Origin of the sequence: Bradyrhizobium sp. ISRA464, assembly GCF_029910095.1 — a bacterium.
Classification (GTDB): Bacteria; Pseudomonadota; Alphaproteobacteria; order Rhizobiales; family Xanthobacteraceae; genus Bradyrhizobium.
The window spans coordinates 6,674,730-6,700,245 of sequence record NZ_CP094526.1 but is presented as its reverse complement, the minus strand read 5'-3'; the positions used below and the strand labels follow the sequence as shown (position 1 = coordinate 6,700,245).

21 protein-coding genes and 3 pseudogenes are annotated in these 25,516 nt (G+C 58.6%); 19 read left to right on the top strand and 5 right to left on the bottom strand.

What is annotated here, in order from left to right:
- Positions 1-65 precede the first annotated feature (65 nt).
- The 13 genes and pseudogenes from hisN (at position 66) to MTX19_RS31140 (ending at position 10,302) form a co-directional block, all read left to right on the top strand.
- Positions 66-854, top strand: a complete 789-nt coding sequence (gene hisN / locus MTX19_RS31180) for a histidinol-phosphatase (RefSeq protein ID WP_280984933.1) — start codon at positions 66-68, stop codon at positions 852-854.
- Positions 855-954: 100 nt separating this feature from the next.
- Positions 955-1,086: pseudogene (locus MTX19_RS39370) on the top strand (hypothetical protein); the annotation flags it as partial.
- Between the two features lie 196 nt (positions 1,087-1,282).
- Positions 1,283-1,429, top strand: coding sequence for an ethanolamine ammonia-lyase subunit EutB (gene eutB, locus MTX19_RS39365; protein ID WP_348638226.1), 147 nt, complete (start codon positions 1,283-1,285; stop codon positions 1,427-1,429).
- Positions 1,426-1,626 (top strand): ethanolamine ammonia-lyase subunit EutB, encoded by a 201-nt coding sequence (gene eutB, locus MTX19_RS39360; RefSeq protein ID WP_348638225.1) that lies wholly within the window; start codon positions 1,426-1,428, stop codon positions 1,624-1,626. The genes eutB (MTX19_RS39365) and eutB (MTX19_RS39360) overlap by 4 nt, the downstream gene beginning before the upstream one ends.
- Entirely contained in the window at positions 1,568-1,720 is a 153-nt protein-coding gene (gene eutB / locus MTX19_RS39355; protein WP_348638334.1) for an ethanolamine ammonia-lyase subunit EutB, read from the top strand. Before eutB (MTX19_RS39360) ends, eutB (MTX19_RS39355) begins: the two co-directional genes overlap by 59 nt.
- A gap of 73 nt (positions 1,721-1,793) precedes the next feature.
- Positions 1,794-2,117, top strand: a pseudogene (eutB, locus tag MTX19_RS39350) (ethanolamine ammonia-lyase subunit EutB).
- A 986-nt stretch (positions 2,118-3,103) separates the two neighbouring features.
- A complete protein-coding gene (locus tag MTX19_RS31170) occupies positions 3,104-4,432 on the top strand; it encodes a hypothetical protein (RefSeq protein ID WP_280980708.1) in 1,329 nt (442 codons plus the stop codon).
- Positions 4,433-4,490: 58 nt separating this feature from the next.
- On the top strand, positions 4,491-5,144 hold the full coding sequence (locus MTX19_RS31165; protein WP_280980707.1) for a hypothetical protein: 654 nt from the start codon (positions 4,491-4,493) through the stop codon (positions 5,142-5,144).
- A 32-nt stretch (positions 5,145-5,176) separates the two neighbouring features.
- Positions 5,177-5,746: a hypothetical protein gene (locus MTX19_RS31160; protein ID WP_280985014.1), complete on the top strand. Its 570-nt coding sequence runs from the start codon at positions 5,177-5,179 to the stop codon at positions 5,744-5,746.
- Entirely contained in the window at positions 5,644-5,952 is a 309-nt protein-coding gene (locus tag MTX19_RS31155; protein WP_280984932.1) for an autotransporter outer membrane beta-barrel domain-containing protein, read from the top strand. The genes MTX19_RS31160 and MTX19_RS31155 overlap by 103 nt, the downstream gene beginning before the upstream one ends.
- Complete coding sequence (locus tag MTX19_RS31150) at positions 5,873-6,493, top strand: autotransporter outer membrane beta-barrel domain-containing protein (protein ID WP_280985632.1); 621 nt, start codon at positions 5,873-5,875, stop codon at positions 6,491-6,493. Before MTX19_RS31155 ends, MTX19_RS31150 begins: the two co-directional genes overlap by 80 nt.
- Positions 6,494-6,546: 53 nt before the next feature.
- Positions 6,547-7,039, top strand: a pseudogene (locus MTX19_RS31145) (efflux RND transporter permease subunit); the annotation flags it as partial.
- A gap of 1,622 nt (positions 7,040-8,661) precedes the next feature.
- Positions 8,662-10,302 (top strand): DUF6119 family protein, encoded by a 1,641-nt coding sequence (locus tag MTX19_RS31140; protein WP_280980706.1) that lies wholly within the window; start codon positions 8,662-8,664, stop codon positions 10,300-10,302.
- 529 nt (positions 10,303-10,831) lie between these two features.
- On the opposite strand, the gene MTX19_RS31135 is transcribed toward MTX19_RS31140, so the two are convergent.
- Positions 10,832-11,833, bottom strand: coding sequence for a hypothetical protein (locus MTX19_RS31135; RefSeq protein ID WP_280980705.1), 1,002 nt, complete (start codon positions 11,831-11,833; stop codon positions 10,832-10,834).
- 1,354 nt (positions 11,834-13,187) lie between these two features.
- Between MTX19_RS31135 and MTX19_RS31130 the strand changes: the two genes are divergently transcribed.
- On the top strand, positions 13,188-13,541 hold the full coding sequence (locus MTX19_RS31130) for a hypothetical protein (RefSeq protein ID WP_280980704.1): 354 nt from the start codon (positions 13,188-13,190) through the stop codon (positions 13,539-13,541).
- Between the two features lie 173 nt (positions 13,542-13,714).
- Here the strand turns inward: MTX19_RS31130 and MTX19_RS31125 are convergent, their stop codons facing one another.
- Positions 13,715-14,191: an Lrp/AsnC family transcriptional regulator gene (locus tag MTX19_RS31125; protein WP_280980703.1), complete on the bottom strand. Its 477-nt coding sequence runs from the start codon at positions 14,189-14,191 to the stop codon at positions 13,715-13,717.
- Between the two features lie 191 nt (positions 14,192-14,382).
- Between MTX19_RS31125 and MTX19_RS31120 the strand changes: the two genes are divergently transcribed.
- The 4 genes from MTX19_RS31120 to MTX19_RS31105 all read left to right on the top strand — a co-directional run bounded on the left by MTX19_RS31120 (position 14,383) and on the right by MTX19_RS31105 (position 20,651).
- Entirely contained in the window at positions 14,383-15,861 is a 1,479-nt protein-coding gene (locus MTX19_RS31120) for an NAD-dependent succinate-semialdehyde dehydrogenase (protein ID WP_280984931.1), read from the top strand.
- A 9-nt stretch (positions 15,862-15,870) separates the two neighbouring features.
- On the top strand, positions 15,871-17,271 hold the full coding sequence (locus tag MTX19_RS31115; protein ID WP_280980702.1) for an aminotransferase: 1,401 nt from the start codon (positions 15,871-15,873) through the stop codon (positions 17,269-17,271).
- A 563-nt stretch (positions 17,272-17,834) separates the two neighbouring features.
- Positions 17,835-19,346 carry a porin gene (locus tag MTX19_RS31110; RefSeq protein WP_280980700.1) on the top strand — a complete coding sequence of 504 codons (1,512 nt, stop codon included), beginning with the start codon at positions 17,835-17,837 and terminating at the stop codon, positions 19,344-19,346.
- Positions 19,347-19,913: 567 nt separating this feature from the next.
- Complete coding sequence (locus MTX19_RS31105; RefSeq protein ID WP_280980698.1) at positions 19,914-20,651, top strand: hypothetical protein; 738 nt, start codon at positions 19,914-19,916, stop codon at positions 20,649-20,651.
- A 448-nt stretch (positions 20,652-21,099) separates the two neighbouring features.
- On the opposite strand, the gene MTX19_RS31100 is transcribed toward MTX19_RS31105, so the two are convergent.
- The 3 genes from MTX19_RS31100 to MTX19_RS31090 form a co-directional block, all read right to left on the bottom strand.
- On the bottom strand, positions 21,100-22,245 hold the full coding sequence (locus MTX19_RS31100) for a DUF2235 domain-containing protein (protein ID WP_280980697.1): 1,146 nt from the start codon (positions 22,243-22,245) through the stop codon (positions 21,100-21,102).
- Positions 22,246-22,377: 132 nt separating this feature from the next.
- Positions 22,378-23,061 carry an SLATT domain-containing protein gene (locus MTX19_RS31095; RefSeq protein ID WP_280980696.1) on the bottom strand — a complete coding sequence of 228 codons (684 nt, stop codon included), beginning with the start codon at positions 23,059-23,061 and terminating at the stop codon, positions 22,378-22,380.
- A 55-nt stretch (positions 23,062-23,116) separates the two neighbouring features.
- Positions 23,117-24,313 (bottom strand): hypothetical protein, encoded by a 1,197-nt coding sequence (locus MTX19_RS31090; RefSeq protein ID WP_280980695.1) that lies wholly within the window; start codon positions 24,311-24,313, stop codon positions 23,117-23,119.
- A 936-nt stretch (positions 24,314-25,249) separates the two neighbouring features.
- On the opposite strand from MTX19_RS31090, the gene MTX19_RS31085 reads away from it, so the two are divergent.
- Complete coding sequence (locus MTX19_RS31085) at positions 25,250-25,453, top strand: DUF2188 domain-containing protein (RefSeq protein ID WP_280980693.1); 204 nt, start codon at positions 25,250-25,252, stop codon at positions 25,451-25,453.
- The last annotated feature ends 63 nt before the right edge of the window (positions 25,454-25,516 follow it).

The window sequence follows — 25,516 nt, the reverse complement described above, 5'->3', positions numbered from 1 at the left end:
CGTGTGGCTGGACCGCACCTGGCGCAAATGAATCCGCGATGGCCGCCGTTCCTGAGGGCGCTGTAATGGTCCAATATGCCGTCACGGCAGACGATGCCGATATCTATCTGTCATTCGCCGCCGAGCTTGCGGATTCGGTCAGGCCCATCGTGCTGTCCTATTTCCGCACGCCGCTGGATGTCGTCGCCAAGTCTGATGCCAGCCCGGTGACGATCGCCGATCGAGCCGTCGAGTTGCGTCTCAGGGAAAGGATCGAGGCGCGCTTTCCGGAGCATGGCATCATCGGCGAGGAGATCGGAGCCAAGCCCGGCAGAGCGTTTACGTGGATCGTCGACCCGATCGACGGCACCAAGAGCTTTATCAGCGGCTTTCCCTTGTTCGGTACGCTGATCGCGTTGACCTATCAGCAGCAGCCGTTCTGCGGCCTGATCGACGTCCCCTTTACGGGCGAGCGGTGGATGGCGAAGCCTGGCGTGGCATGGTTCGGCGATGGATTGGCACGGACCAGCGCATACGAGAGCGTCGCCGACGCGCGCTTCTACACCACATCGCCTGACATGTTCCGCAAAGGCGAGATGGAGCCATTCGAGCGGCTGTCGCGAGCTGCGCGGATGCGCCGTTTCGGCGGCGATTGCTACGTCTATGGCCTGCTTGCGTCGGGACACTGCGACATCGTTCTCGAAACGGGGCTTCAACCATATGACTACATGGCGTTGGTACCGATTGTGCAGGGCGCCGGCGGCTGCATCACCGATTGGGAGGGATGCCCGCTCTCGGTTCACTCGGAAGGGCGCATCTTGGCAACTGCAACGCCGCGGCTTCATGCCGAAGCGCTCGCCTTGATCCAGGGATAACCACCGATCATGCCCTACTGGACAACCATCGGAGGCAGTCTTCGGCTTTGCCGACTTCAGGGATCTTAGGGCCAAGGCGACGCCCGAGCGGTCGGCCGATCAGCTCGCCGGCATCTCCGCTAACGGTCCGGTCGAGCGGCTTGCGGCCCAGATGGCGCTGGCCGATGTGCCGCTCAAGGGCTTCCTGGCCGAGGAACTTGTCCGGCCGATACTGACGACGTCTCTTGCCTGATCTTGGATCGACATGATCCGGCGTCCTTTGCGATCGTCTCATCGCTCACCGTCGGCGAGTAGTCACGACATTTCGCTCGACGATCGGGCTCAAGGGACGGCTTTCGACATGCAATCAACCCAACCACCCAACCGATGATGGCTATGACATTGCCGCGTCGGCCATCGATGGGCTCTTGATAGGATCGGGCGACGCAGTGATCGGGGTCAATCCAGCTACCGATACGGTGGATGACTATATCCGGATTGTTTCCCTGCTGTACGAATTGCGCAGCCGCCTGTCGATCCCGATGCAAACCTGCTATCTGGGCCATGTGACGACGGCGTTGAAATCAGTGCAGTGAACGCGCCTGTCGGCCTTGGGTTCCAGTCGGTCGCCGGCTCGCAGAAGGCCAATGAAAGGTTCGATGTTAGCCTCCCTTTGTTGAAGGAGGCCCACGAGGCCGTGCCCGGCCGGGGCCCAGCGCGTCGGTGCCAACTCGATGTATTTCGAGACCGGGCAGGGCGCAGCACTGTCGGCCGAAGCAAATTTCGGCGTTGATCAGCAGACCATGGAAGCCGGGGCCTATGCCGTTGCGCGGGAGTTCAACCCGCTGCTCGTCAACACCGTGGTCGGATTCATCGAGCCGGAATAACTCTTCAATGGCAAGCAGATCATTCGGAGCTGGCCTCTAGGATCATTTTTTGCGCAAGCTGCTCGGCCTGCCGATGGGCGTGGACGTCTGCTACACCATGCGGATCAGGACGATATGAACGCGCTGCTGACGCTGCTCCTGCGTGGCCAACGTCAACTTCGTCATCACGGTGACGGGTGTCGACGACGTGATGCTGAACCAGCGGTTGCTCGCGCATCACGACGCCATCTATTGCCGCGAAATTTTGAAGCGGCCACCGGCGCCGGAATTCGAGCGATGGCTTGTCGAGATCGGGCTGACCGATCGGGCCGGTCCTCTTCTGGAGGCATCGCCGCAGCTCGCGGATTACATGGCTGATGCCCGTCTGCTTGGGGTATCATGTGACGGACGAACTTGATCGTAAGCCGGCAGCGTCATTCGATCTCCGAGAGACGACCCAGGTATGGGGGCTCCGTGGCCGGTTGGCGCGGGGCTGCCGACGCTGGCGGCACAGTCGCTCAGCCTTGCCAGGATATCGCAAAACTGGACCGACCGACTGGCTTTGGAGTCCACCGCTGTCGTGGACGTGATGCGTAAGGGAAGCTCTTCAAAGCTTCCATCGTCCGAACGATGCATCTGGTTCGGGGCGTTATTGCTTATGACCGCAAGTGCAATAAAAATGCCTGCCTCTTGCAGCCCCATTCACGCCCAGAACTGATCGCGGCAATCGCCAGAAACTTGGATAGCGACCCGCTGCAACCGTCGGGCACGGGCAGTCATGGTGCCCCTGTGCAATGGCGAGTTTGCGACAAGGTTGGCGGGCGCCGAACAGCTAGGCCTGCTTTCACACACAAGGACTGCCGCGCGTGCATAGTGCGTTCGGCCGGCTGCGCGTCTGCGCAAGCGTGAGGGGATTGGCCCGGCTTTTGCCCACTGCTTTCCGATTGCGTGCGGGAAGCTGCTTTGTCGGGAGTCTCCCCTGCGGAATAGAGGATCTTTGTACGATCAGAGCTAATAGGAGCTCGCATTGTTGACGGCATCATGAAAACGACCGCTATCGCGTCGGCGACGCAGGCATCAGGCGGTGATATTTGCTCATCGCGAGCGTAGTTGGCGGCGCGAAAATGCCAAGCGTGATGCGTCCAGAGTCTGAGCTCCAGGAAGTCGAAGTCAAAGACAGCGATAGCGACGACGCGCCTCTTGGATCCGGGTGCATCAAGGTTGCAGCAGACGAGCGGCCTTCCTTTCATATTGCGGCGCTGCCGTCAGGTTATGACCGCAGAGGCTCGTGGCCAATGTTTGACCAATGACGGCCGCGCTTCGCTCGCGCATCAGCGTGCGCTCGCGCTCGAAGACGGACGACAAAGCACCCCTGCAACCAAAGCTCTGAATAGAACGTGTAGTATGAGAACGAAGACACTAACCATCACCGTGCTGGCGGCTCTCGCGTTGCTTGGCTCGCCCAGCAGGGCTGTTGAAACTTACGATGTCTGGAATTCGAGCGGCGTACGCTTCATGCGGGCGCGGATATTCGGTACCGGCGATGGCCCTTTTTGTTGTCAAGGAGATGACGAGCATTCACTGCGGAATTTGCCGCAATGGGAAATAGATCATTCACTGGCGGCAATTCGGTATTGGGCTGAAATTATCAAGGTCGCACCGGGTCAATCGCCGGCCATTGTCAACATCGGCGGAGTTGGCGATGACAACGCATATGCCTTTGTCCCTGCGTCACCCGGTAGTGGCACCAAGGTGCAGGCGGCACTTACGGGGCAGGATCCGGGCGAATTGCACTACGGTGCGCACGGCATGGTCATGATCGGCCAGATGGGTTTTTCATCCGAAGCCTACATCCCTTCGCAGTTGCCGATGACCGCAAAGATAGGTCTTACGTCCGTTATGATTCATGAATTCGCCCATCAGCTGGGATTCTCCAGTACTATCAGTTATGAAAGGTCGCCGTATGCGTTGTCAGGGCATTTCCCTGAAGCAATCAATGGCTGGACCGACCATTTGTACGACGACAACGGCAAACGAGCCAAGCCGGGACAGACGATCTATTGTTCCGCCTGCGCGAACCCGCGAGCTGACGATGTTTTTGACCTGCGCCGCGACCGGGGCTATTTCGCAGGCAAGTATGTCAGTGAAGTGCTGGCCGGCGCCATGCCGGGTATTCCGGTGCGAGTGATGAACGAGGATGGTCGACTGGATGCGCCCTTCGCTTCCCATAGCGAGCTCAAGAACAGCCTGATGAGCCACCAGCAATACGGGAATTACACCTTCCTGATGGAGGCGGAGCTCGCCGCGTTGCAGGATATCGGCTACAGCATCGATCGACGCAAACTCTTCGGCTACTCCATCTACGGCAGCGGTCTGAATGTGGTAAACGACAATCCATTCTTCGCTCGTACTGCTGACGGTACCGCCTATCTCCCAAACACCTACAACACGGCCACGCTTGGAGTGGGACTGCATGTCTACGGCAGCGGCAACACCGTTGTTCAGCGCGCCGACCTGCTTTCGGGAGGAGCGGGCGGCGCTGGCATCCGCGTCGATGGCGAAAACATCGGATCGCAATTCCGCCGGGGACCCGCGTTCATGCGGACGGCGCCTATGCGCGCGGCGTCATGTTCGCCTACGGCAAAGATCATACGTTCACTCAGCGTGGTGACGTGCAGGCTCTCGGCGAGCATGGTATCGCAGCAAGCTTCGACTTTGGCCACAATTCGATAGGCGATGACCGTGAATATCGCGGCTCATATATTCGCACGATTGACATAAGCCGGCCCCGATGCTGAATGAAATCGACGGTCCGCTCGTGAGCACGTACGATCTGACCGGGCGCCTGGCCGGTAGTTATGCCGCGATGTACATGTCGAACAATGGTTATGTGGGCCAGATCAATGTGATGCGTGGCGCAACATTGTCAGGGGACATCCTGTCTGATTACGCCCAGCTTGACCAGAACAGTTCTCCGCGCCTGACCAAATTAACGTTCGGCATGGCGCCCGACGCGAATGGTCATTCCACGGGACAGCCCGACGCAAGCTTTGCAACCCGCTATGAAGGAAACATCGTTGGACGCAACAACCTGTCGCTGGAGCTGTCTGGTGGCGCCGTGTTCTTTACCGGCAATCATGAAGTGTACGGCGCCACCGTCGCGCAAGGCGCAACCTTGTCCGGCAATGGCAGTTATCTCCTCAATACCAGTGGCCGCTTCACCAATAATGGCGCGATCGCGCCGCTCATCGATGGTCTTGACAACAGCATCATGGTGAATGGCGACTATCTGCAAACCTCGACCGGTCGCTTACAGGTTGAGGTGAACGATATGGGTGCGTTCAGCCGCCTCGTGGTGAGCGGCAATGCGACGCTGCGCTCGCGATCACGCCCCTGCGTGGCTGGTATGGCAACGATTTTAGCGTTTCCTCTAATCGATGGCTGAATGCAGCAAATCTGACGGGCTCGTTCACGAACGTGACGGCATCGCTGCAATCGCCAACCTTGCTGGCGAGCGCGACAGCCCAGGGCGACAATACCTACGCGTTGACACTCTCCCGCCCAATCGATGCCTATTCGCGTTATGGGGCCGATGCCAACAGCCGCCAGGTGGGCACTGCACTCGATCGAGCAGCTGGCAACGCTGCGGCGGGACTGCACCCGCTCGTCGCGGCACTCGACTTCTCCACCTCCGACGGCACGGTGGTGACGTCTGCGCTGCGTCAGCTTTCGCCGTCCGTCTATGCGTCGGAGAAGGGCAGGCGTGTCAATGACAGCTTCTATGCGCGTTCGGCAGTCTATAACCGCCTCGAACAGGCGTTCGGCGGTGCGCCATCCTCGGCGACGACGGTGATGGGTTGTGGTCCTGGCAGAGGCCAGGCGGCAATTCTGCCTCTGCCATCGGTGACGGCGGCGTGGCTTCCTCTGACCTGCCATCCTATGACTTGCAGCGTTATGCGGCGTGGGGTTCTACCTTTGGCGGCTGGACGACCCAATCAGGTGACGGCAACGCTGCAAGCACCAAATCCAGCATTAGCGGCATCATGACCGGTATCGACGCGGCGGCATTTGACGACTGGCGTTTCGGTGTTCTTGCAGGCTATAGCCGTTCCACTTTCAACGCTAGCGGTCGTTCGTCGTCGGGCCGCAGCGACAACTACACGTTCGGGACCTATGCCGGCACCGAGTGGACCGTGCCAGGAGGGGGCCATCGGCTTCCGCTCAGGTCTTGCCTATACGTGGCACGATCTTGAGATGAGCCGCAATGTTACGTTCCCGGGGTTTAATGACAACTTGATCTCGGATTACGATGCAGGCACTTTCCAGATGTTCGGAGAGCTGGGCTACAAGGTCCATGTCGGCAACGGGTCGGTGATCGAGCCCTATGCCAATCTTGCCCATGTTCGTGTCGCAACAGATGGTTTTAGCGAGCGCGGACTGAGCGGAGCGGCGCTTGATATTCGCGCTGACACGATGGAAACGACGCTCTCGACCCTTGGCGTCTACGCGACCAGGCGTTTTCAACTTGGCCAAATCGCCACGACCGCCCGAGCCGATATTGGCTGGCGCCATGCCGTTGGTGATCGCATTCCGCTGGCGACGGCCAGCTTTGTTGCCGGGTCCAGCGCTTTTGCAGCTTCGGGCTTATCCATTGGCAAGAACGTGGCATTGGTTGAATCTGGTCTGGACTTCCAGCTTTCCAGCAATAGCACCCTTGGCATTGCCTACCAGGGCCAGTTTGGCTCCGGCATCACCCAGAACGGAGTCAATGCCATCTTCACCGCGAAGTTCTGATGCGCATGGTCAATCGATCGTTTGGCCCGGCGCGCGACACGCAGTGGAGTCATGTCATCGTCATGATCAGCGTTCCGATGGCAATGGTCGGCGCCTTGAGCCCGCAATTCTGTGGCGTGGCGACGATGAACAGCGACACCCAGTCGGGCTGTTGACACCGGTCGGGCCGATTTCCAAGTACGGCGTCCTGATGGTCGAGTTCGCCAAGGAGCCGCAACTAAACGAGAGACTGGAGCTCCGCTCGGCGATCGAGATAGCGGCGCGCGTCCGACTCCGTCCAATCCTGATGACCACGGCGGCGATGGTTACGGGCTTCGTAGCCTAGTTGACCGCAACGGAGGCTGGTGCCGCGGGCCGCTTTTTCGATTGGGGATCGTGATCGTCGCGAGTTTGTCGATCGGCACGGTGTTCACGCTCTTCGTGCTGCCGGCGGTGAATGTCGTGATCGCGTCCGATCATCGTGCCGACGCGACTGCCGACCATGCCAAGAACGTCGCCGGGCGCGACCTTGCCGAGGTGGCCGATGCCCATCTGGCTAGGCGGTGACGCAGACATTGAAGAGGCCGTCGAGACCTGGACGGGCTGCTAACGGCAGCTGAACGGTGAATGTCTTGTGCGTTCCCGAGTGGGTGCAAAGGGCTGTCCGGCCTGGTGATGCGCGCTCGCCCGGTGATCTATGTGCCGCCCCTTGCAGCGAGAAGAATTGATCTCGACCAGCTCCGGCTCAACTCGATACCTCAGTTGTAATATGCTGCATCCTGCCAGGCGTGCACGTGTCTTGGCGACCTTTCGTCTTCTAGCGCGGTGGAATGCAAGGTGCACGTGACATCTACGCCGAGCGGCTTCACCTTCTTTCGCAAGCTAGCACGGACGAGCGGCGAGCGCTATGGCCGTCGTAGCTCGAAAAATTAGGGGAGATCACTGGTCGGCATCCGGATTGCGAAAAGTGTCATCCTCGAGGCTCCATGGCCTCGAGACGTCAACTGATATCCAGTCAGGTTGCCCCGGCAACACCTGGGTGCGGGACGTTTTCGAAGGTGCAATATGCAGAGCAGTGCTTCGGTACGTCGCGTACGCAGATTCTTCTTCTAGTACAGTATCGATTGAATTACATGAGCTGCGAATAAGGCTTGTCGAACTTTGATTTGGTCGAGATCCGCCGAGTTATCGGCGGTACCGTGCGGTAGCCTCGCTGCCGCTGCCCGTATGGGCGTTTCCTCCCTTGACTTGGCTGCCGGTCTTACCAGACCGGCAGCTTTTTTAGCGACTGATTCTTAAGCCCTCAGGCCTGCCGCGGTTGATGGAGTAGCAAGCCGGCCGGAGCGCACCGGCCATCCTCAACTCAACGAGCCGATCTGGACCGCTCGCCTGATGGGTCTCCAGGGGTACGTGTTCGAATTCTCGCGCGCGAGGAACCAGAGGAGAATTAAAACTGCAACCATTGCGACGAGAAGTGGGAATGCGTCTTATCCATTCAGCTGATTGGCAAATTGGCAAAGCCTTTAGGCCGCTCGGTGTCGGCTGTTGCTGGGCAGTCACGATCCGCACCGCCGCGAAGGCATCCGGGATCGCACTGCGAAGCTCGGCTTACCGAGGCATGTCGATCCATACCTTGCGCCCGTGGTGGCCCGTCGCGGAGGCGACGCCCTTCTCATGCCGGCACCTCTTTGCCGTAAGGCCGATTGGCGGATGGATTTCGCGCCGGCGCCGGAAGAGCCGGTACGTATCGGATGCGCGCGGATCTATCATAAATTTTCGCCGGGAAAGCGACGCCTCGAATTCGATCGATCCAGCCCGCCCGAGCCGCGCGGGTCTCGAGCATCCGGCGCTCGGCGACTGGCGCCTCACCATGTGGGTCGGCCCCCCAATTTGGCACTCCGGGACGCCGGAGCCGGACCGCGTCAGGCGACAGGAGAACGGCACGGCGCTGCTGGCCGATATTGCGGGCACCGGCGCTCTTCGACCCGGAAGAGCGTTGGACGAAGGAGAATCGGAAGATTGTTTGCGGGCGCGAGCATTTCTTAACAATTGTGGTGGATTGCATCGTCTTGGCCTCGCTTTCCGAGGTTGCAATGTGAGGGGATCGAAAAGGGCCAGATTAATAGCTGACAGGCCGTTCATGGCCGCAAGTTCACAGTCCGGCTCAGCTTCGCAGTGGAGGAGCGGACGTGAGTAAGAGCAGATCGTTTTCAATTTATCTGCTGAAGGACGGATTCGACGCTACCAACACTCTGAAAGACGATCATGTTCTCGAAGAGGGTGTCGACGCCGCGCACCTGCCTGAGAACGCGACGCTGTTTGTACTCGACGGTGAGCCACGTGAGCCGTGGTGGAAGTCTTACTTTGGGATGACCATGCCGCTCACTCAAGTCAGCAAGGGAGCGCTGATTTGTCTAACGGTCGGAGATCGCTGTTTTGCCCTCTCCTTCGGTCATGTGGCCCATAACCTCAAGGATACGAGCTATGAATACGATTTCGGTTTGCGTGTCACGCTCAACAGCGTTGATCCGAAAAAGCTGAAGAGCACCGATGTGCTTGAACCCGGAGCCGCGCGGCGGCAACGCACCCAGGTGCCCGTTGATTCCGATCTTACCTATTTCGACTTCGACCGCGACAGTGCAATCCTCAAGAGCCTTACCGGCAAGGTGAAAGACGAGCACGAAGAATTGTTCAAACACGCGACGGGGGCGAGTAATTTGCGCATCAGTTCAGCAGTCACCTCCGATGGACTGACGGAGCTCTGCGAGAAGCTTCAGGAACTCTATGAAAGCGACGCTTTCAAGATTACATTTCCGGACATTCAAAACATCGCGCCGATTCGTGATCCTGTTGTGGTGAAACAACTTGATGCCAAACTTCTGGCGGCGCTGCGTGAGAAAAGTGGTGATCTCTATCTAACTATTCCGGCCATGGTCGATTACCATGACAACGTTTTCTCTTCGTTTTCCGGCGCTGGCGCGAGCCTGATCTATGATGATGTCTTCATCGACCGCTATTACGATTATCTTGAATCGAACAATAAGACGGCTGGGGACATTAGCCTCGGCGATCTGACGAAGCATACCCTCCGCCTTACGGATGAAGATGGCAATCCTCATCAACGCTTTCCGATCTTCAATTGCCTGATCTTCGATACCACCCTGAACGGTGGTTCTGAAACTTTCCATCTATGCGAAGGCAACTGGTACAGGATCGAGAACGAGTATGTCGCAAAACTCAAGACATATCTCGACCCGCTCTACGCTGATCTCGCGCTGCCGCCCTACAACCACGATGGCGAGGGCGCCTACAACGAAGCGGTTGCCGCGGGCGATCCCGCAATCGTGTGCCTCGATAAGGGCAATATAGCCGCGCCGGGGCAGACGCAGATCGAGCCGTGCGATCTCTATACGGTTACGGACGGCCATTGCATCTTCAATCATGTAAAAATTTCGACGCTATCGGCGCAGCTCAGCCATCTGTTCAATCAGGGAACAAACGCTATTGAGCTGCTCAAGCTCGATCCGGAATCTGTTGACCGGCTCAAGGCGGGGATTGAGGAAAAGGCGGCCGAGGGAACGGCGCAACAGTTACTCCAACCGCTGGATGACCAGAAATTCCATGTCGTCTTTGGAATTGTGACCCATAAGGATAAACAGCTCATGTCCGACAACTTGCCGCTCTTTTCCCGCATAAGCCTGATGCGCAACATGAAGGCACTGCAGGTTATGAGCGTCCGCGCCAGCTTTGGATTCATCGAAGACATTTCGCCGAAAAACCAGGGCAGGAAAAAGAAGCGCAAGAACAATGCCGAAGGCGAGGCCGGTTGACGGGAGCTGCGTTTTCATGACCTGCGGCGCGAGGCTGTAAGCGGATACTTCGAAAAGGAATTGGGGCAGCAGGGTCGCATCCATCAGCGGACGGGAGGACTTGCGGACGCGTTCTGCCATATGGATGTCAAGCCCCTAAAAGCGTAGGTTGCAAGGGCGGCGGTGGGCCGTTCGGCGTGCAACGTTACGGCGACCGATGTGCCCCGGCAGCCGCCGTATCAGCTACTCTCTCCGAAAATCTTGTTCTCGGGATCGCTGTCGGGCCTGTCATCTGGGACTGCTTGATCGCTTGGCCGGGGACATCGAGACCGATTGGCTTGCGTGCTGGATGCAACCCCTTCTAAATTGTCGATCCCAGGAAGCAGTTGGGACTATATGCCCCGGGCATCGGGACGCCGGCGGGGACGGTGCAGATTTGAAATAGCGAACTCTGTCGCACTGTCATCGTTCGTCGGACGGCGCTCCGCGTAGATGAGGGCTTCCGACGCAAACGCGTCCGTCCCTTGCCCGATGAAGTGCCGCGTGCGCTCTAGTTTGCCGCGTTTGCCGGCAGAACCGCACCGGCAAAGAAGCGTCGAGGATTGTCCTCGAGGATTGAGACGATGTCGGATTCCTGCACGCCGCGGGCGCGCAGCATCGGGATGAAATCGGTGAACATGTAGGTGTGCTCCTGCCAGAGCCTCCGTGACTTCAATTGTTCGATCTTCGCGATTTCCTCGGAGGTCAGTTGGCGCACAACCGACTTGCCCAGGTAGCCGCAGAGGCGATCCATACTCATCATGATCTGCGCCCGAAAACCATCGCGCACGAGCTTCGCCAAGTTGTCGGCGCGAACGTTGTCACGCTGGACGTAGTCCATCCCGATCTGATCGAACCCGATGTAGGAGCCACCATCCACGATCCGCCGATGATAAGCATGATCAGCGTTGGCGCAGCAATGGCCGATAAGGCATCGATGGGCGGCAACGCCGCCGCCGGCGAACAGCTGCTGCTGCTCCGGCCCGGCGCAGCCATTTGTCGTGTGGGTAATAATGGGCACGCCCGTCGCCTTCTGGGCGATACAGGCTGCGGCGAGAAATTTCTTCTCCTGATCGGTGACAGCCTGCGCGCTCGTTGAGACTTTGAGTGCCCCCGCCTTCACCCCGGTGTCGCCGATCCCGTGGGTGATTTCGCGGATGTATAACTCCGCGATTTCATCTTCGGTACGGCAGCGCCAGTAGACCGGCAGCCCCCTTTCCTCGTAGTAGAATCCGGTGGTGCAAATGATCTGTATGCCAGCCTTTTCCGAAACCTCCTTCATGAGGGTGACGTCGCGTCCGAGTTCGATCGGGCAGGGGTCGACAAAGGTGCGCACCTTATGTTCCGCACGCAGTTGCGCCAGCCGCCGGACCGCCTCTGCGATCAATTCTGCGCGGCTGAACCTGGCGAGCGGATCGAACCAAGCGCCTGGAAAGGCGATGAACAGATGCTCATGCATCAGGGTGCGCCCGAGGCTTTCGACCGGGATCGCCCCCGTAACCGTCTCAATCATCATGAGCTCCACGTCTCTCGGGTGTCTTGTCTGAGCGCCTATCTGTGTGCTTTCCGGAAGCAGGCATTCGATCCGTCCAGGTTGTGTCTGCCCAATGGCGGCCTCCACGTACCTCGCTGTCCTTACCTTCGACGATCGGATGGCGGGAAAAATCGAGGGTTGACGCAGACATGAAACCGAGGAGCGGTCCCGCGGATCACCGGCAACCGAGCCGCCGGTTTGCTGCAAAACACTGCAATCGCTGGCTTGCCAGGTGCGAAGTCCATCGCCCAGCTATCGTGGGTCGCCTCGCAAGATTGCGATGATGGCGCAGCCTGGCCGTGGCGCCTTCCCTTTGACGCAGCAGGACGTGAACCTGGCGATCGTCGTAGCGGAGCGTTCAATGAGGGGGTATCCGCTCCGCGGCATCTGGCAGATTCTGTTCGCATCAGGACGATAGATGCGAAGAAGGACCGCATCGACAGCGCGCCGGGAAGAGATACGGTTTCAGCGAGAAGGCTCAAGGCGCTGCGGCGCTCCTGACGACATTGTATTGACCTGCGTCACTCACGTGCATGAATTGGGCCAGAGAGGACTGCTGCGAAATTTCCCAGGTAATTGTCGCATTTGCAACGCACTGGCGGGTCCCTGATGGTCAAAGGTCTTCTTCCGGACAGAAGGCACTTGGCACGGGCTGCTCTCTTTTTCAGCCTGGGCAGCGGTGCTCGCGAGATCATGCCCTGCGTGGCTTGATCCAGTTATCTGCCCGCCCGGGCTGGAAGGCCGCCGTCCCCGCCTCCTGTTCGATGGAATGAGGGATGGCGCGCGACGGGCAGAGGACAGAAGGCATGAGGGGAGCAGCTCGGCCTCACCGATGATGCGCCCGGATTTCGCAACAGCAGGGCCAGTGTTGCAGCACCAACTCAATGACCGTTTGGCGTCGCGTCGACAGGAAAAGCGCTCCTTATTCGTAGGTGGCAACTTCCGTAACTTGCCGTCAACTCCCATGCGCGAGCGGTGTAATGTCTCAGTGTAGATACGTCAGACATCCACCTGTCGTTCTGGCGGAATGTTTCACCCAGGCGGCTCGCGTTACGCGTGTGGACACGGAAATTTCCTGAAGAGTCCCCAGCCGGCATGCGTCCTGTACCGGACCGACCAGGTACAAACGTGCCAGGGGCCACCCTTGCGGCAAGCCATGCGGTGTTTCGGACCGGGCATCCTCCCGGTCATCACCTGATCGTCCCGATCGTGATGGCAAGTGCGTTACCGGGCAAGGTCCCGACACAACTGCAACTTTCAAGTCGCGCGACTCGAGGCCTCGCGAGGTGTTATCGCTCGGAGTTAGTTCAGGCAGGCCGCAGATAATCAGCCCGTGCTCATCGATAATCCGGTCGAGGAGCGTGTTCATGGCTTCGTGTCCTTACTCAGCTCGGCTTGCCCCCGAGATGCTCGGCTTCTCAGCCCGCTGCGTCCGCGAAGCGGGCATCTGTCGCGGGAGGCACTGGTCACCAACGCATTCGTGACCATCAGGACCGTGCAGCGTTTCGAGGCCGGCCAGGCCATCAACACCTCGCGGTGGATCATCGCCAGGGCGCTGGGCGACACTAACCCGGACATCTTCGATGACCCCAAGTTCATCGAGACCGTGCTTGAGTTCTTCGATAGGCTGAAGGCCATGCAGCAGCAGAACCTTGATGCCCAGCATCCCTTGCGCCATCCACGCTGACCGCGCATGTCGGGCAGCCGGAGGTGGAAATGCGATGATCATCGTTCTCGGCGGCTCGTAACGAGGCGCAGTCAACGTGACGTGAATTGCTACTTGCGCATAGATGATCTGCGGTTTGTCCCGACAGCTGCACGGCGATGAAAAGCGCTTATCCGCGAGAGAGGACTGTCACATCAATCTTCTGGCGGAGCCTCGATTGGAACAGCAAAGCCCGCTTTGACGCGATCCATGATAACCATCGTTTTGAAGCCTTTTATGTCCGGGTTCTCATAGAAGAAGCGCCGGGTGAACTGCTCATATTCCTCCATGGTGCGCGCGGTGATGTACAAGACAAAGTCGGCATCGCCGGTGACATAGAATCCATTGACGACGTCAATGGATGACTTGATCGCCTTCTTGAACCGATCAATGATATCTGAACGCTCCCGCTCCAGGTTCACAAGTACGAGCATTTGAATAGGTCTTCCGACCGCCTTCGCGGAAACGATCGAGACATCGGCCTCGATGATTCCTTCTGAACGGAGCCTCTTCAGTCGTCGCTGACATGCGGTCGCCGAAAGGCCCGCCATTTCGCCGATCACCTCGGAAGTCAAACGATTGTTCTTTTGCACGATCTCGAGGATTCGAGCGTCTATCCGATCGTACTGCATAGTCGTCTCCAGCCTTCAGGTGAATTTCGCCGCAAAATGCCTGTGCGATGCAGGAAATCATCCGAGCGGCAGGAAATGCGACGCAAATGTCTTTTGCGTCACCAGTATCCTGAATGCACAGAAAACTCCAACAAAATGAACGCTTCGGACTTCGAATGGCCTTTCAGACGATCCGGCACAAGAGCCCTCATTTGGTCGGTCTTGTTGCCAGTCACTTGGAAAATTTACGTCGTCGCGACTTTGTGGCGGGAGCGGCGTTGATCGACGGACGCTGGATTGGGGGTGACCAAAGAGACGTCGTGATCGATCCCGCGACCGGGGAAGAGATCGCGGACGTGGCTCGTTGCTCTGCTGCCGATATGGATCGTGCGATTGCGGCAGCTGATCGATCGTTTGCCCCTTGGCGAGAATTGTTGCCGGCAAGACGAGGGGCGATCCTCAGGTCTTGGGCATCATTGATGCTCGACCATTCGGAAGAACTCGCCATTCTGGTGACGAGCGAGCAGGGCAAGCCACTCGAAGAGGCTCGCCAGGAAATTGCATACGGTGCTGGATTTCTGGATTGGTTCGCCGCGGAGGGCGAGCGCGCATACGGGGAGACAATTCCCAGCCACAAGCTTGGGAGTCTGCTTCAGGTGCGGATGCAGCCAATCGGTGTGGCGGCGGCGATCACTCCATGGAACTTCCCTGTTGCCATGATGACGCGAAAGGCGGGGGCAGCCCTTGCGGCCGGCTGCCCGATGATTGCCAAGCCTGCACCCGAGACGCCGCTCTCTGCTCTTGCTGTGGCCAGGTTGGCCGAAGAAGCCGGGGTCCCACACGGTGTGTTTCAAGTCGTGGTTGGCAATTCGATCGAGCTTTCCGCGCCGCTGTTGCGCGATACTAGGATACGTGCCCTTTCGTTCACCGGTTCTACTGAGGTCGGTCGCTTGCTTCTTGAGGGGGCAGCCGACACGGTCAAGAAGGTGTCGCTCGAGCTTGGAGGGCATGCCCCTTTCATCATCTTTGATGACGTTGATCTTGAGAAGGCTGTCGAGGGAGCGATGGTCGCAAAGTTTGCGACATCGGGTCAGGACTGCTTGGCCGCTAACCGCATCTATGTTCAAGCAGGTATCTACAAGGCCTTCGTCGAGGCATTTGCCGCGGCCATGGCGCAACTGAAGGTCGGTCACGGTCTAGACCCTGCGACGGACATCGGGCCGATGACCAGATTGTCGGGCGCGAACAAGTGTAGGAGTCAGGTCGACGACGCGGTGAAAAAGGGGGCGCGCGTCTTTTGCACTCACCAAGGCGCCAGTTTGGGGCCGAACTTTGTTCCTCCGACGCTGTTAAGCGATGTCACTGAAGACATGCTCATTGCGCGTGAGGAAACGTTTGGGCCGGTAGCTGCCGTACTTCCGTTCGAGTCTGAAGAAGAGGTTGTTGCCCGTGCCAATGCCAACGAAATGGGACTGGCCGGCTATGTCTACACGGACAGTCTGCGTCGAGCGCTCCGCCTTTCTGAGCAAATCGAGTGCGGCATGCTCGGCGTCAATACTGCCTCGTTCACGGGGCCGCCAATTCCATTTGGGGGATGGAAGCAATCCGGACTCGGCCGCGAGGGTTCACGACACGGCTTAGCGGAATACATGGAACTCAAATACGTCTGCTTCGGCGATTTGGTAGCCTAGGAGAAAAGAATGATCGACATAAAAACCATCGCTGAGCGAGATCGCTCGAGTGTCTTGCATCCCTTCACCCAGCTCAAGGAATTCGCCCGAGGTGAGATCGGCGATCCTACGATCGTCACGGGCGGCCAAGGCATTCGCATCCAGGACGCAGAGGGACGCAGCTACATCGATGGCTTTGCTGGCCTCTATTGCGTCAATATCGGGTACGGTCGGACCGAAGTGGCCGAGGCCATCGCGCGGCAAGCCTACAAGTTGGCATACTACCACACATATGCCGCCCACACGACTGAAGAGCTGGCGACCCTGTCTGATCGCCTCGTCCGAATGGCGCCGGGCAAGCCAAGCAAGGTGTTCTTCGGGCTGTCCGGATCGGATGCCAATGAAACCCAAGCCAAGCTCGTTTGGTACTACAACAACCTGCGTGGCAAGCCGAACAAGAAAAAGATCATCTCGCGTGAGCGCGGTTACCATGGATGCTCAGTCGTTTCTGGCTCGATGACTGGAATGTCCTTCTACCATGATCATATGGACCTTCCCTTTCCGGGCATCTTGCACACGGGCGCGCCGCACCACTATTGGGGCGCCGAACCGGGCGAAACGGAGGACGCCTTTTCTCGCCGCCGTGCGGCCGAACTTGAAGAGCTGATCCTAAGAGAAGGGCCCGAAACCGTTGGCGCCTTCATTGCTGAGCCGGTGCTGGGAACGGGCGGTATCACGCCGCCGCCGGTGGGATACTGGCCTGACATTCAGGCGGTGCTTCGCCGCTACGACGTGCTTCTAATCGCCGATGAGGTGATTTGTGGATTTGGCCGAACCGGAGCGGACTTCGGCAGCACGCTTTACGAGATCGAGCCTGACCTGGTGACCGTCGCCAAAGGTCTGACCTCCGGCTACGTGCCGCTTTCCGCAGCCATTGTTGGCGAAAGGGTTTACGCGGTCATGGAGGAAGCCGCAGATCGGGTCGGGGCGTTTTCGCACGGTTACACCTATTCGGGGCATCCTATTGCGGCCGCTGCCGCAAATGCGGTCCTGGATATTGTCGAGAAGGAACGACTCAGCGACCGCGCCCGAACCGTGGGCTCGCATTTCCAGAAGCGGCTTAAGGAGCGGTTCGAGCAGGTGGAGATCGTCGGGGAAGTGCGAGGCGTGGGCTTGCTCGCTGCGATCGAGTTTGTTGCAGATCGCCACACGAAACGCCGATTTGATACGCAGCTCAAAGTGGGCGCCCGCATCTCGAAAGCTGCCCGGGATCGGGGCCTTATTGCTCGCGCGATGCCGCACGGGGACATCCTTGGTTTCGCCCCGCCTCTAATCGTATCCGAAGCTGAAATCGATGAGATTGTCGAATTGGCGCACGCAGCGACAAAGCAGGTGCTCGACGAGCTCTCGAAAGAATCGGCCTTCGCCTGAAGGCGAATTCCATATGTCGCTTGCGGATTGTTGCGAGCTGTCCACGACAGCGTTTCGCTGACAAGATCAGCTCATACCGAAAAATGGTTGCGCGCGCTAGGCGCGCAGCCAGCTGGCGGACGCCAAGGCATTCAAATCGAGGATGCGCAAGGCTTGCCCTCGCGAATGCGACGTGCATCGACCTCATCGGCTTTGCCTCACTAGCTTCACCTCGGACCTATTTGCTCCGCGGGCTGGGGATGCCATCCGAGACAGTCGCTGTTTGAAGCAACGGTTCAGCCATGTGGATTAGGCAGCCAGCCGACAACCATCGTCGACCCGAGCGTAAGACTAAGGCTGACGGCCTAGTTGCACAAAAGCTGCGAAACCACCCACTCACGCGCAGAATTTGGAAGTTGCGAGGGCCGAGTTTGCCAAACCTCGACTTCGGTAACTGAGTAACGTTTTTGCCAGACATCGAGGGGGGCCTCGAGTCGTTCCGTCAAAGACCACCCGTCGAGCTGCAAGAGCAGCGGCGGATCGCCGGGGGACGGGACCCATGTTTCCAACTTGGAGGTTCATCGATGAAGTTGACGAAGAGACTTGTGCTCTGTTCCGCGGCCATGTTCGCCGGCGTTGGCGCGCAGGCCGCCGATCTTCCCGTGAAGGCCAAAGCGGTCGAGTACGTGAAGACCTGCTCCCTATATGGAGCCGGCTTCTACTACATTCCTGGCACGGATACCTGTATCAAGCTCGGCGGCTACCTGCGTGTCCAAGCGGGGCTGGCCACGAACGGTCTTTATGACACGGCCAATAGCGGGGTGGCCGGCGCGCAAAATCGGCTCCGCAACTACTATAGCACAGGCTCACGTGAAGACCTGACCATCGATACGCGCACTGAGACACAGTATGGCGTGGTCCGTACGTTCTTTGATGGCGTGTTCACCTGGAATTCGGGTGGCTATGCCGGTGCCGGTACAACGGCCTCAAATGCTTCGACGGCTTATAGTGGAGCGACCGTCGCCGGTGGCACGCTTGGTGTTTACTATGCGTTCATTCAGTTCGCTGGCTTCACATTGGGTAAGGCGCAGTCGCAATTCTCCACTCCTTGGGCGAATTATCCGGGTAACAATTTCGACGGTCTTCCTGGCGGCGGCGGCTGGGATCCTGTCAACCAGTTCAGCTACACCGCGGACTTCGGTCAAGGCATCTCAGTCTCCTTCTCGGCGCAGGATCAAGTCCAGCACGACACGACCAATATCTGGAACGTGAGTGCGGCGACGGCCGCAGGGCTCGCGACCGGTGCGTATGGTGGCAACGATATCGGCGGTGCAGCCGCTCCTGATCTGGTTGCTATGTTGCGCGTTGACCAGGCTTGGGGCCTCTTCCAGGCGGCGATCGCTGCGCACGACAATCATGCCGCCTACTACGGCGCCGATGAAACGACCGGTCATCCGGCGGACAAGTGGGGCTGGGCTGGCCAGCTGGCATTGTCGATCAAGAATATCCCGACCGGCCCGGGTGACACAGTCAACTTGACGGGCGTTTATACGAACGGCGCGAGCCGTTACAACTTCCAGGATTATGTGACGACCACTTTCGCGATGTACGGGGGTACGGGCCTCGCGGGCGCTTACCAGAGCGTCGGACTTGGTGGCCTTTCTGATGCTGTGTTCGTCGCGGGTTCGGGGCAGGAGTTGACCACGACCTACGGCTTCCGCGGCGGCTACACCCACAACTGGGATCCGCACTGGGCCACCAGCGCTTACGGTGCGTGGGCCGCTGTGAGATATAATAACACAGCCAAAGGCTATATCTGCAGCGCGTTCGCCACAACGCTTGCACTGTCGAGCGGCGTCGCCGGCTGTAATCCAGACTTCAACTATGCGGTTGTCGGCCTGACGACTGGCTGGACTCCGGTCAAGAACCTGACGTTCTCGGCTGACCTCGCTTATGCGATGCTCGACCAGAAGTATGCGAGCGGAAGTACGGTCACGTTGCCAGCGCAGCCAGGTATCGCAAAGCCCGGGACTGTATATGAGCTCAAGGATCAGAACAGCCTCACGCTTCTGCTCCGCGCTCAGCGCAATTGGTAGTCTGTATCAACCAGCGAAAGGAGACCGAGCGGCTCTATTGATCTCAACTTGACCTCCAGGAAGGCCTCCGGCATGCCCGTCGGGGGCCTTTCGTATTCCAATTTGTGTCCGACGACCCAAGTGAAAGGCCCCGCGGTCGGAGCACCTCGGCGCTCTTCTATCCCTGCCGGAACATCCTTTGCGATTTGCGATGGTCTCCTTCTTCCCGGTACGCGCACTTGACCGGCATACCGGCTTGACAGTGATCAGACGGTAATTCCTGACGGCGGGCGGACTATTCTGGGCTCGGTGGGACTGCACGGGATATCGCCAGGCGCCGCCAGGCTAGCCGAGTTCACGGGAAAACCCTTAAGTGTTGCGCATGTCGGAGTTTTGAAGCTGTACGCGCTCGCATGGGCGCCGTTCGTTCAGAAAACTATCTGGGCATCGTCCGACGAAGGTGTCGCAGGGGGATGGCGCAATCCGACGTGGGATGAAAGACTTCCTTGTGCCGCAGTGCAATCGGCAATCGCGGTCTGCCCTTGCGCGATCGGGACCATGGGCTCTCGTTGATATTCAGGCTGAGTTATGACCGACCAAGACAAAAACAATCGGCGCTTTCCTACGCTCGGTGCAGGAGGAGGAGACCGAACAGCAGCCGTTGTCCGTTCAGTCATGTCCAACGTTCCAATCTTCGGCCAGGCTCTCTGCGAAATTATCAGCGACCTGATCCCAAATCAGCGAATTGAGCGGGTCGAAAGATATCTGGAGCTCTTGGGAAGACAATTGGAGGAGATGAAGGTTTCAGCGGACAAAGTGAAGGAACCTGAGAATATCGATCTAATCGAAGATGGCGCCTATCAAGCTGTCCGCGCTTTGAGCGATGATCGGAGGCGCTATCTCGCTCGAGCCGTAGCCACAGGTATCGCGGATGATGACGCTGAAAAACTGAAGGCAAAACGTATTCTCGTCCTAATCGGTGAACTCGACAACGGTGACATGCTGCTACTGGAGTCATACAATACGCGTAACGATCCGAAATCTCATCGCGAAGGGTATCAAAAATACCAGAAGCTCGCTCCCGAGCGGCCGGTGATTGGATCGCCGCCAGAACTCATTGAACGCTGGCAACTTCACGCGGCATCGCTCCAAAAATTGGAGCGCTTGGCCCTGCTGAACAATCATATTCGCGTCGACCATGAAACGGGACTCCCTCAATTCGATCGATTTTCCGGTGAGCCGGAAGGATGTCTTTCGATTACAGCGCTCGGAGTGCTGGTTTTGACGAGGGTCGGGCTAGCTGAGGCTGAGGCATCGCCCGGCTGAGCGGGAACTTGTCGCGCGAGTTGCGAGGTTTTCGAGCCCGGTGCGCGGACCGTCCGCGTTGTTCGCAATCTGGTTCGTCGGATCAAAGCTTGCTTGCGCTGTTTGGCGTGCGGCGCAGAGCGCCAGCTCGCGATGCCCACCGAGCGTATAGGCTTCCAGGGTATCTCCTCAGCCAATCAAACGTCGACACCAAAATCTGCCGCTCGGACCGCCGCATGGGTTGCACCCATTTCCATTTCTGGGTGCAATTGCGTGCGCGGCAGGAGCGCTCGCTGACCAGCAACCGTCGGCATCAACATGCTCGTCAATGATCCTCGTCGCTGCGATTTCGCGGGCCGACAAGACGTCCAGGCCGGATTGTCAGACGGTCAACGACAATACAGGCGTAGCTCACCATGACTGATGGCCGCTCGGCAGGCCTACCGGCAACGAGGCTCTCATCCCAGATTCAGTCGACAATCGGCAGACCGGTGAACGTGCCGCCGTTGAACAAGGGCGCCAGATTTTCCGGCCTATACGGCCCCTGACCGCAAATGCCTTTGGCGTCGTCCGAACAGATCTGTGCGGAGCCCGAGTAGCGGGCCAGAACGCTGCGGTGGACGCCCTCATTGATGGTGGTGGTCGGTTTGCCGTTTTCATCGAGAGCGCAATAGAGGCTTTCGTTGAACTTGACCGGGCACTTCTTCATTCCGACATCGCGGATGGTCGGATGGTAACGGTCCAGTGCGAACAAACCCGAAGAGGAATCATGTGAGGGCGCTGTGGGGTCGAGCATGGTGGGGTCGGGAAGGCAGGTCCAGTCCAGGGCAAGGCCAATCCCTTCGGCCTGCTTGGCCATCCAAACCAGCGGGATGTCGGCAAGGGTTCGGGTGTTGTAGCCGCCGCCGACGTCGGAGTGAGCACCCGCAAACCAGACCTGTTGAATCGTGGCGCCTGTGGGGACGTCGCCGGTCCAGAACGTGGGCGTAAAGTCGTGCCTGTGTTCATCGATGGCGAGAGCATGCACGGCGTGCTTCACGAACGGCGACGGGGTCGTATCGTGAAACGCGAACTTCTCCTTGTTGCTGGCTGCCAGAAGGCTGCCCGGTATGCCAAGGCTTCCCACAGTGTCCCAGACTCCGAGGAAGGTGATGCTGGGCTCCAGGTGACATTTCACCCTGTATGCGTCGGCGAAGGCCTTAGGCGAGTGAGGTTTAGGGCTGCGGTAGTATTTCCAGGCATCGGGCAGCGCGCCCAACGACTGGCGAAATAAAATGCCGCAAGCTGTGATCAGGCCCGCAAGGCTGCGGGCGGTGAACGCGCCGCGCGAGAACCCGAAAAGATAGATCTCGTCGCCAGGCAGATAGTTCTGCGCGATGAATTGATAGGCGGAGCGGATGTTGTCATCGACGCCGACACCGGTGGCGCCTTCGATCCAGCTCTCGAGCTTTAGGCCTGTCGTTCCTACCCCCCGCAAATACAGGACGATCTGCAGCGTGCCACCGGTCTGCTGGGAGCCGTGGATCGATCGCGCGAGAATCGCGACGTTCGTGTCGTCGGTCTGGGTGTCGTCCGCATTCCAGGTGCCATCACAGCAGACAATAATGCGCTTCATCATCATATCCTCCGCTTTCAGGTCAGACCGCGCGCGGTGTGACATCGCTGCTGGCCCACCACTTCAGACCAAGTTGCGCCCATGTTTCGTAGCTTGCGGGCTGCTGTGTAACGAGACAGCTGTTGAACCAGACTACTTCCCGATCGGGTGAGGATCACAAAATATCGAGAAATAGACGACCGCCGAGATGGAGAGAACGGCCAACAAATGCGGCATCATCCAAAGCTTGCCGAGAGCGAGGTAGAGAACGCGGTAACCGCCGGAGACTAGAGCACGAGGAATCCTCGTGGCGTATTGCTTCGGGAACAGGTGAGGTTTCGATGCCACTTCTTTGTAGTAGTCGAGGTTCTCATGATTGATCGGGCACTCGTCGAGCGCTTCCTGGTATCGCTTCTGGAGCGCCTCCAGCTGGCCTTTTGCCGCGGTTGGATCTGCCGCGATGTCGATATTCTTTAACGCGTGGTGTACTGTCGCGATTTTCCGGGCGCATTGATGAAGCAATTCCCCCTGGTGGAAGAAATTCTGTGCGCCGTCGATCAAGCTCGTGAAGATCACGAAGACTGACAGAAATATGGAGCAGCCTAGCAAAATTTGGCTCTGGAATTGCTTGAGCTCAACGATGTTCGGGATGATCGAGAGAACGATGACATACAGCGACAGAAGCGAGACGATGTACGACGATCCTCTCTGTCGGTCCGACAATCGAAGATTCGCCTGGAAGCGGACGTCGCGGGTGATCTCTACGCTTCGCTTAAAATCTGCAAGTGCCTGTTCGAGGACATCGGGCTTGACTGTTGCGGTAGCTGATGTGGTCATTGTCTCGTTATCTTCGGTGAGGAAAGCGGCGCAGCTTAAAATACGCCGACGATTTTCAGTTCGTGAGCCTGACCGTAAAGGCTGAATTGAGATCGGTCGTCTGGATGCTCATATTGCGGAGCTGAATCAGGATATCAAACAGCATCGCAGTGTGCGCCGAATCTGCAGGCACGCAATAAAAGCCGCCGCCATAGGCGACGCCCGAGAAGCAGCCTCTGCCGGCGCCATATGTAATGTTGAGATATGGCTCACCCGGTTGAATGACGAGCGTCGATTCCTTCGTGTGATAGTTGGCAATGTTGTACTTCGGCTGACGGAGGAGGTCGCCGAAGTGATTGAATGCACCGATAGGTGACCGAAATCCGAACTCAACTTCTACATCGCCAAATCCCGGGAGGAATACGAGAGGCGGTTGCTGCCCCTTGGCGGCCTTCAGGGTGCCGCATCTTGGCTGGGGAACGTTCTCCGATGCCTGGCTCGGATTAAAGCAGATATGGCCCACAACGGATTGAGCGCTCTTGTCTGAACCGGTGTCGGCGGACCCACCGCCGCCGGAGCCGCTGCCCCCCGATTTGCCGGCCTTTGACGGTGGTGCGGGAAGCAGTTCCACCGACAGTCCAGCCAGTACGAACACGGCGAGGTAGTTGACGAAAAGCGTATAGTTGCAGGATCTGGCCAGGTTGATAAGTTTCTCGGGCGGTGCCTGGTCGTACTGCGCCTGGCAATCGTCAGCGGTGTCGTTAATCGTATCGCCAGTGAACGTGTACACGCGCCCGGAAGCCGTTTGACGAAACGTGATTTGGCGGAGGATCGCGTTGAATACGGGTTCGCGGGGATGGGCGGCCAACAGCAGGGCAGCTTCGCGAGGCGTGATCGGCGAGAGCATTGCCGTCTGAAAGGCCGTCGACACCAGGGGATTGGACTGGAAGCCGCTGCTGACGCCGCTCGTCACCGAATTTGACACCTGGAACTGATGCTGGGCGACGGTTTGTTCCGGACCGATGGTGATGGTTGGAAGTCCGGTATTGAGCGACTCGGATTGACCGCCGGTGATCTGAGTGATGGCAACGAAATTGAGAGGCTGCATGCGGCTGGCACGCAGAATGTTCAGCAGGGTTTCCGTATTCAGCGCATCTTGGGAGTTCTTGTTGGCGTCGTCGATTCGAGAGCCGAACTGATCGACAGCCGCACAGGAGGCAACGAGCAGCGCGGCGCATAAGGCGAGTAGCGCGCGAGAGCGACGGATCGACATCGCTACTCGTCCTTCAGCGGCACTCGTGTGGTCGTCGGCGAGCCAGGCTTTCCAGGCAACGGAGTCGCCCTGGATTGCTGTTTGGGCGAGGGAGCCTTCTGCGGTTTTGGACCCGAGTCGTGCTGTTTGGTCGTCGGTCCCGGAGATGATGGAGGGGGTGAATCCGTTCCTGCCATGGCTGCACCGCCGATCAATGTGGCTATGAGTATGGAAACAAGGCGCAACATAATTGATGCTCGAAAAATGATCCGGAACGTTAAGCGGCCTTTTCAGGGACTGCAAGCGAGATTGCGCGACCGGGGCGCTACAACCCACATCTAAACGCTGCCTAGGCCGATCGACGTCGGTGACGGCCGCATTTGAGTACGGGCCGTACACTTCCACACCGCGCGGGGCCAGACGCCCAGCGCTGTGCATCCTGACCGGAAGTTATCGCCCCCCGAAACTCACGAGTGCAGCCGAAGCTGGCCGGTGTCGAAGTGCCGGCTCTCCGCCTCACGGTCCACGTAGCCACCCCTGGCGCTTGCGGCGACCGGCGTTGAGCCCGATCCGCAGAACGGGTCGAGTACCAGCAGCACCTTGTTTTGCGGAAGGCATCGATAAGCGGCTCGAGTATTTTTGACGGACTTCTACATCAGGTGCGGACGATTGCCGCTCTTGATCGAATTGACGACATTGGACGGCGGCCGATCCGCAACGGGAGCATCGCCTTTGCCGTTCGCGGTCCCAGCTCGACGACTGCAAGAGGCCGTCGGCGCCGGTGCTGGCTGACAACGTTTCAAGATTCTGCATCCTCCCTTCGTCGTCCAACCTTGGAAGGGCTGGCAGCCATTAAAAATTGGAGTACTACCTGTGCGGGCGGCTTGTAGTTCAACGACGGCCGCTTATCTGTGTGCCCACTGCTGACACAAACTATTGCCGATTCTGAGGGAAAACATGGCCAAGAATGAATTCTTTATCGAACAGCGTGAGGACGGTCGCTACAACGTGTTGCGGCCAAACGCGGATCGGGCGAGCGCAACAACTAACACTCAAGCTGAGGCCATAGACAAAGCCAAGGCCTTGGATCCCAACGCAACGATTCACGTCGAGCGGGTGCGTGACATTGGTCCTGGAAGGGATAAATGGCGAAAGCTTTAGACGCGAGCTGACAAAGCTCGATGGCGGTCGCTCAAATGCGGCATCCTCATTTAGTCGAAAACG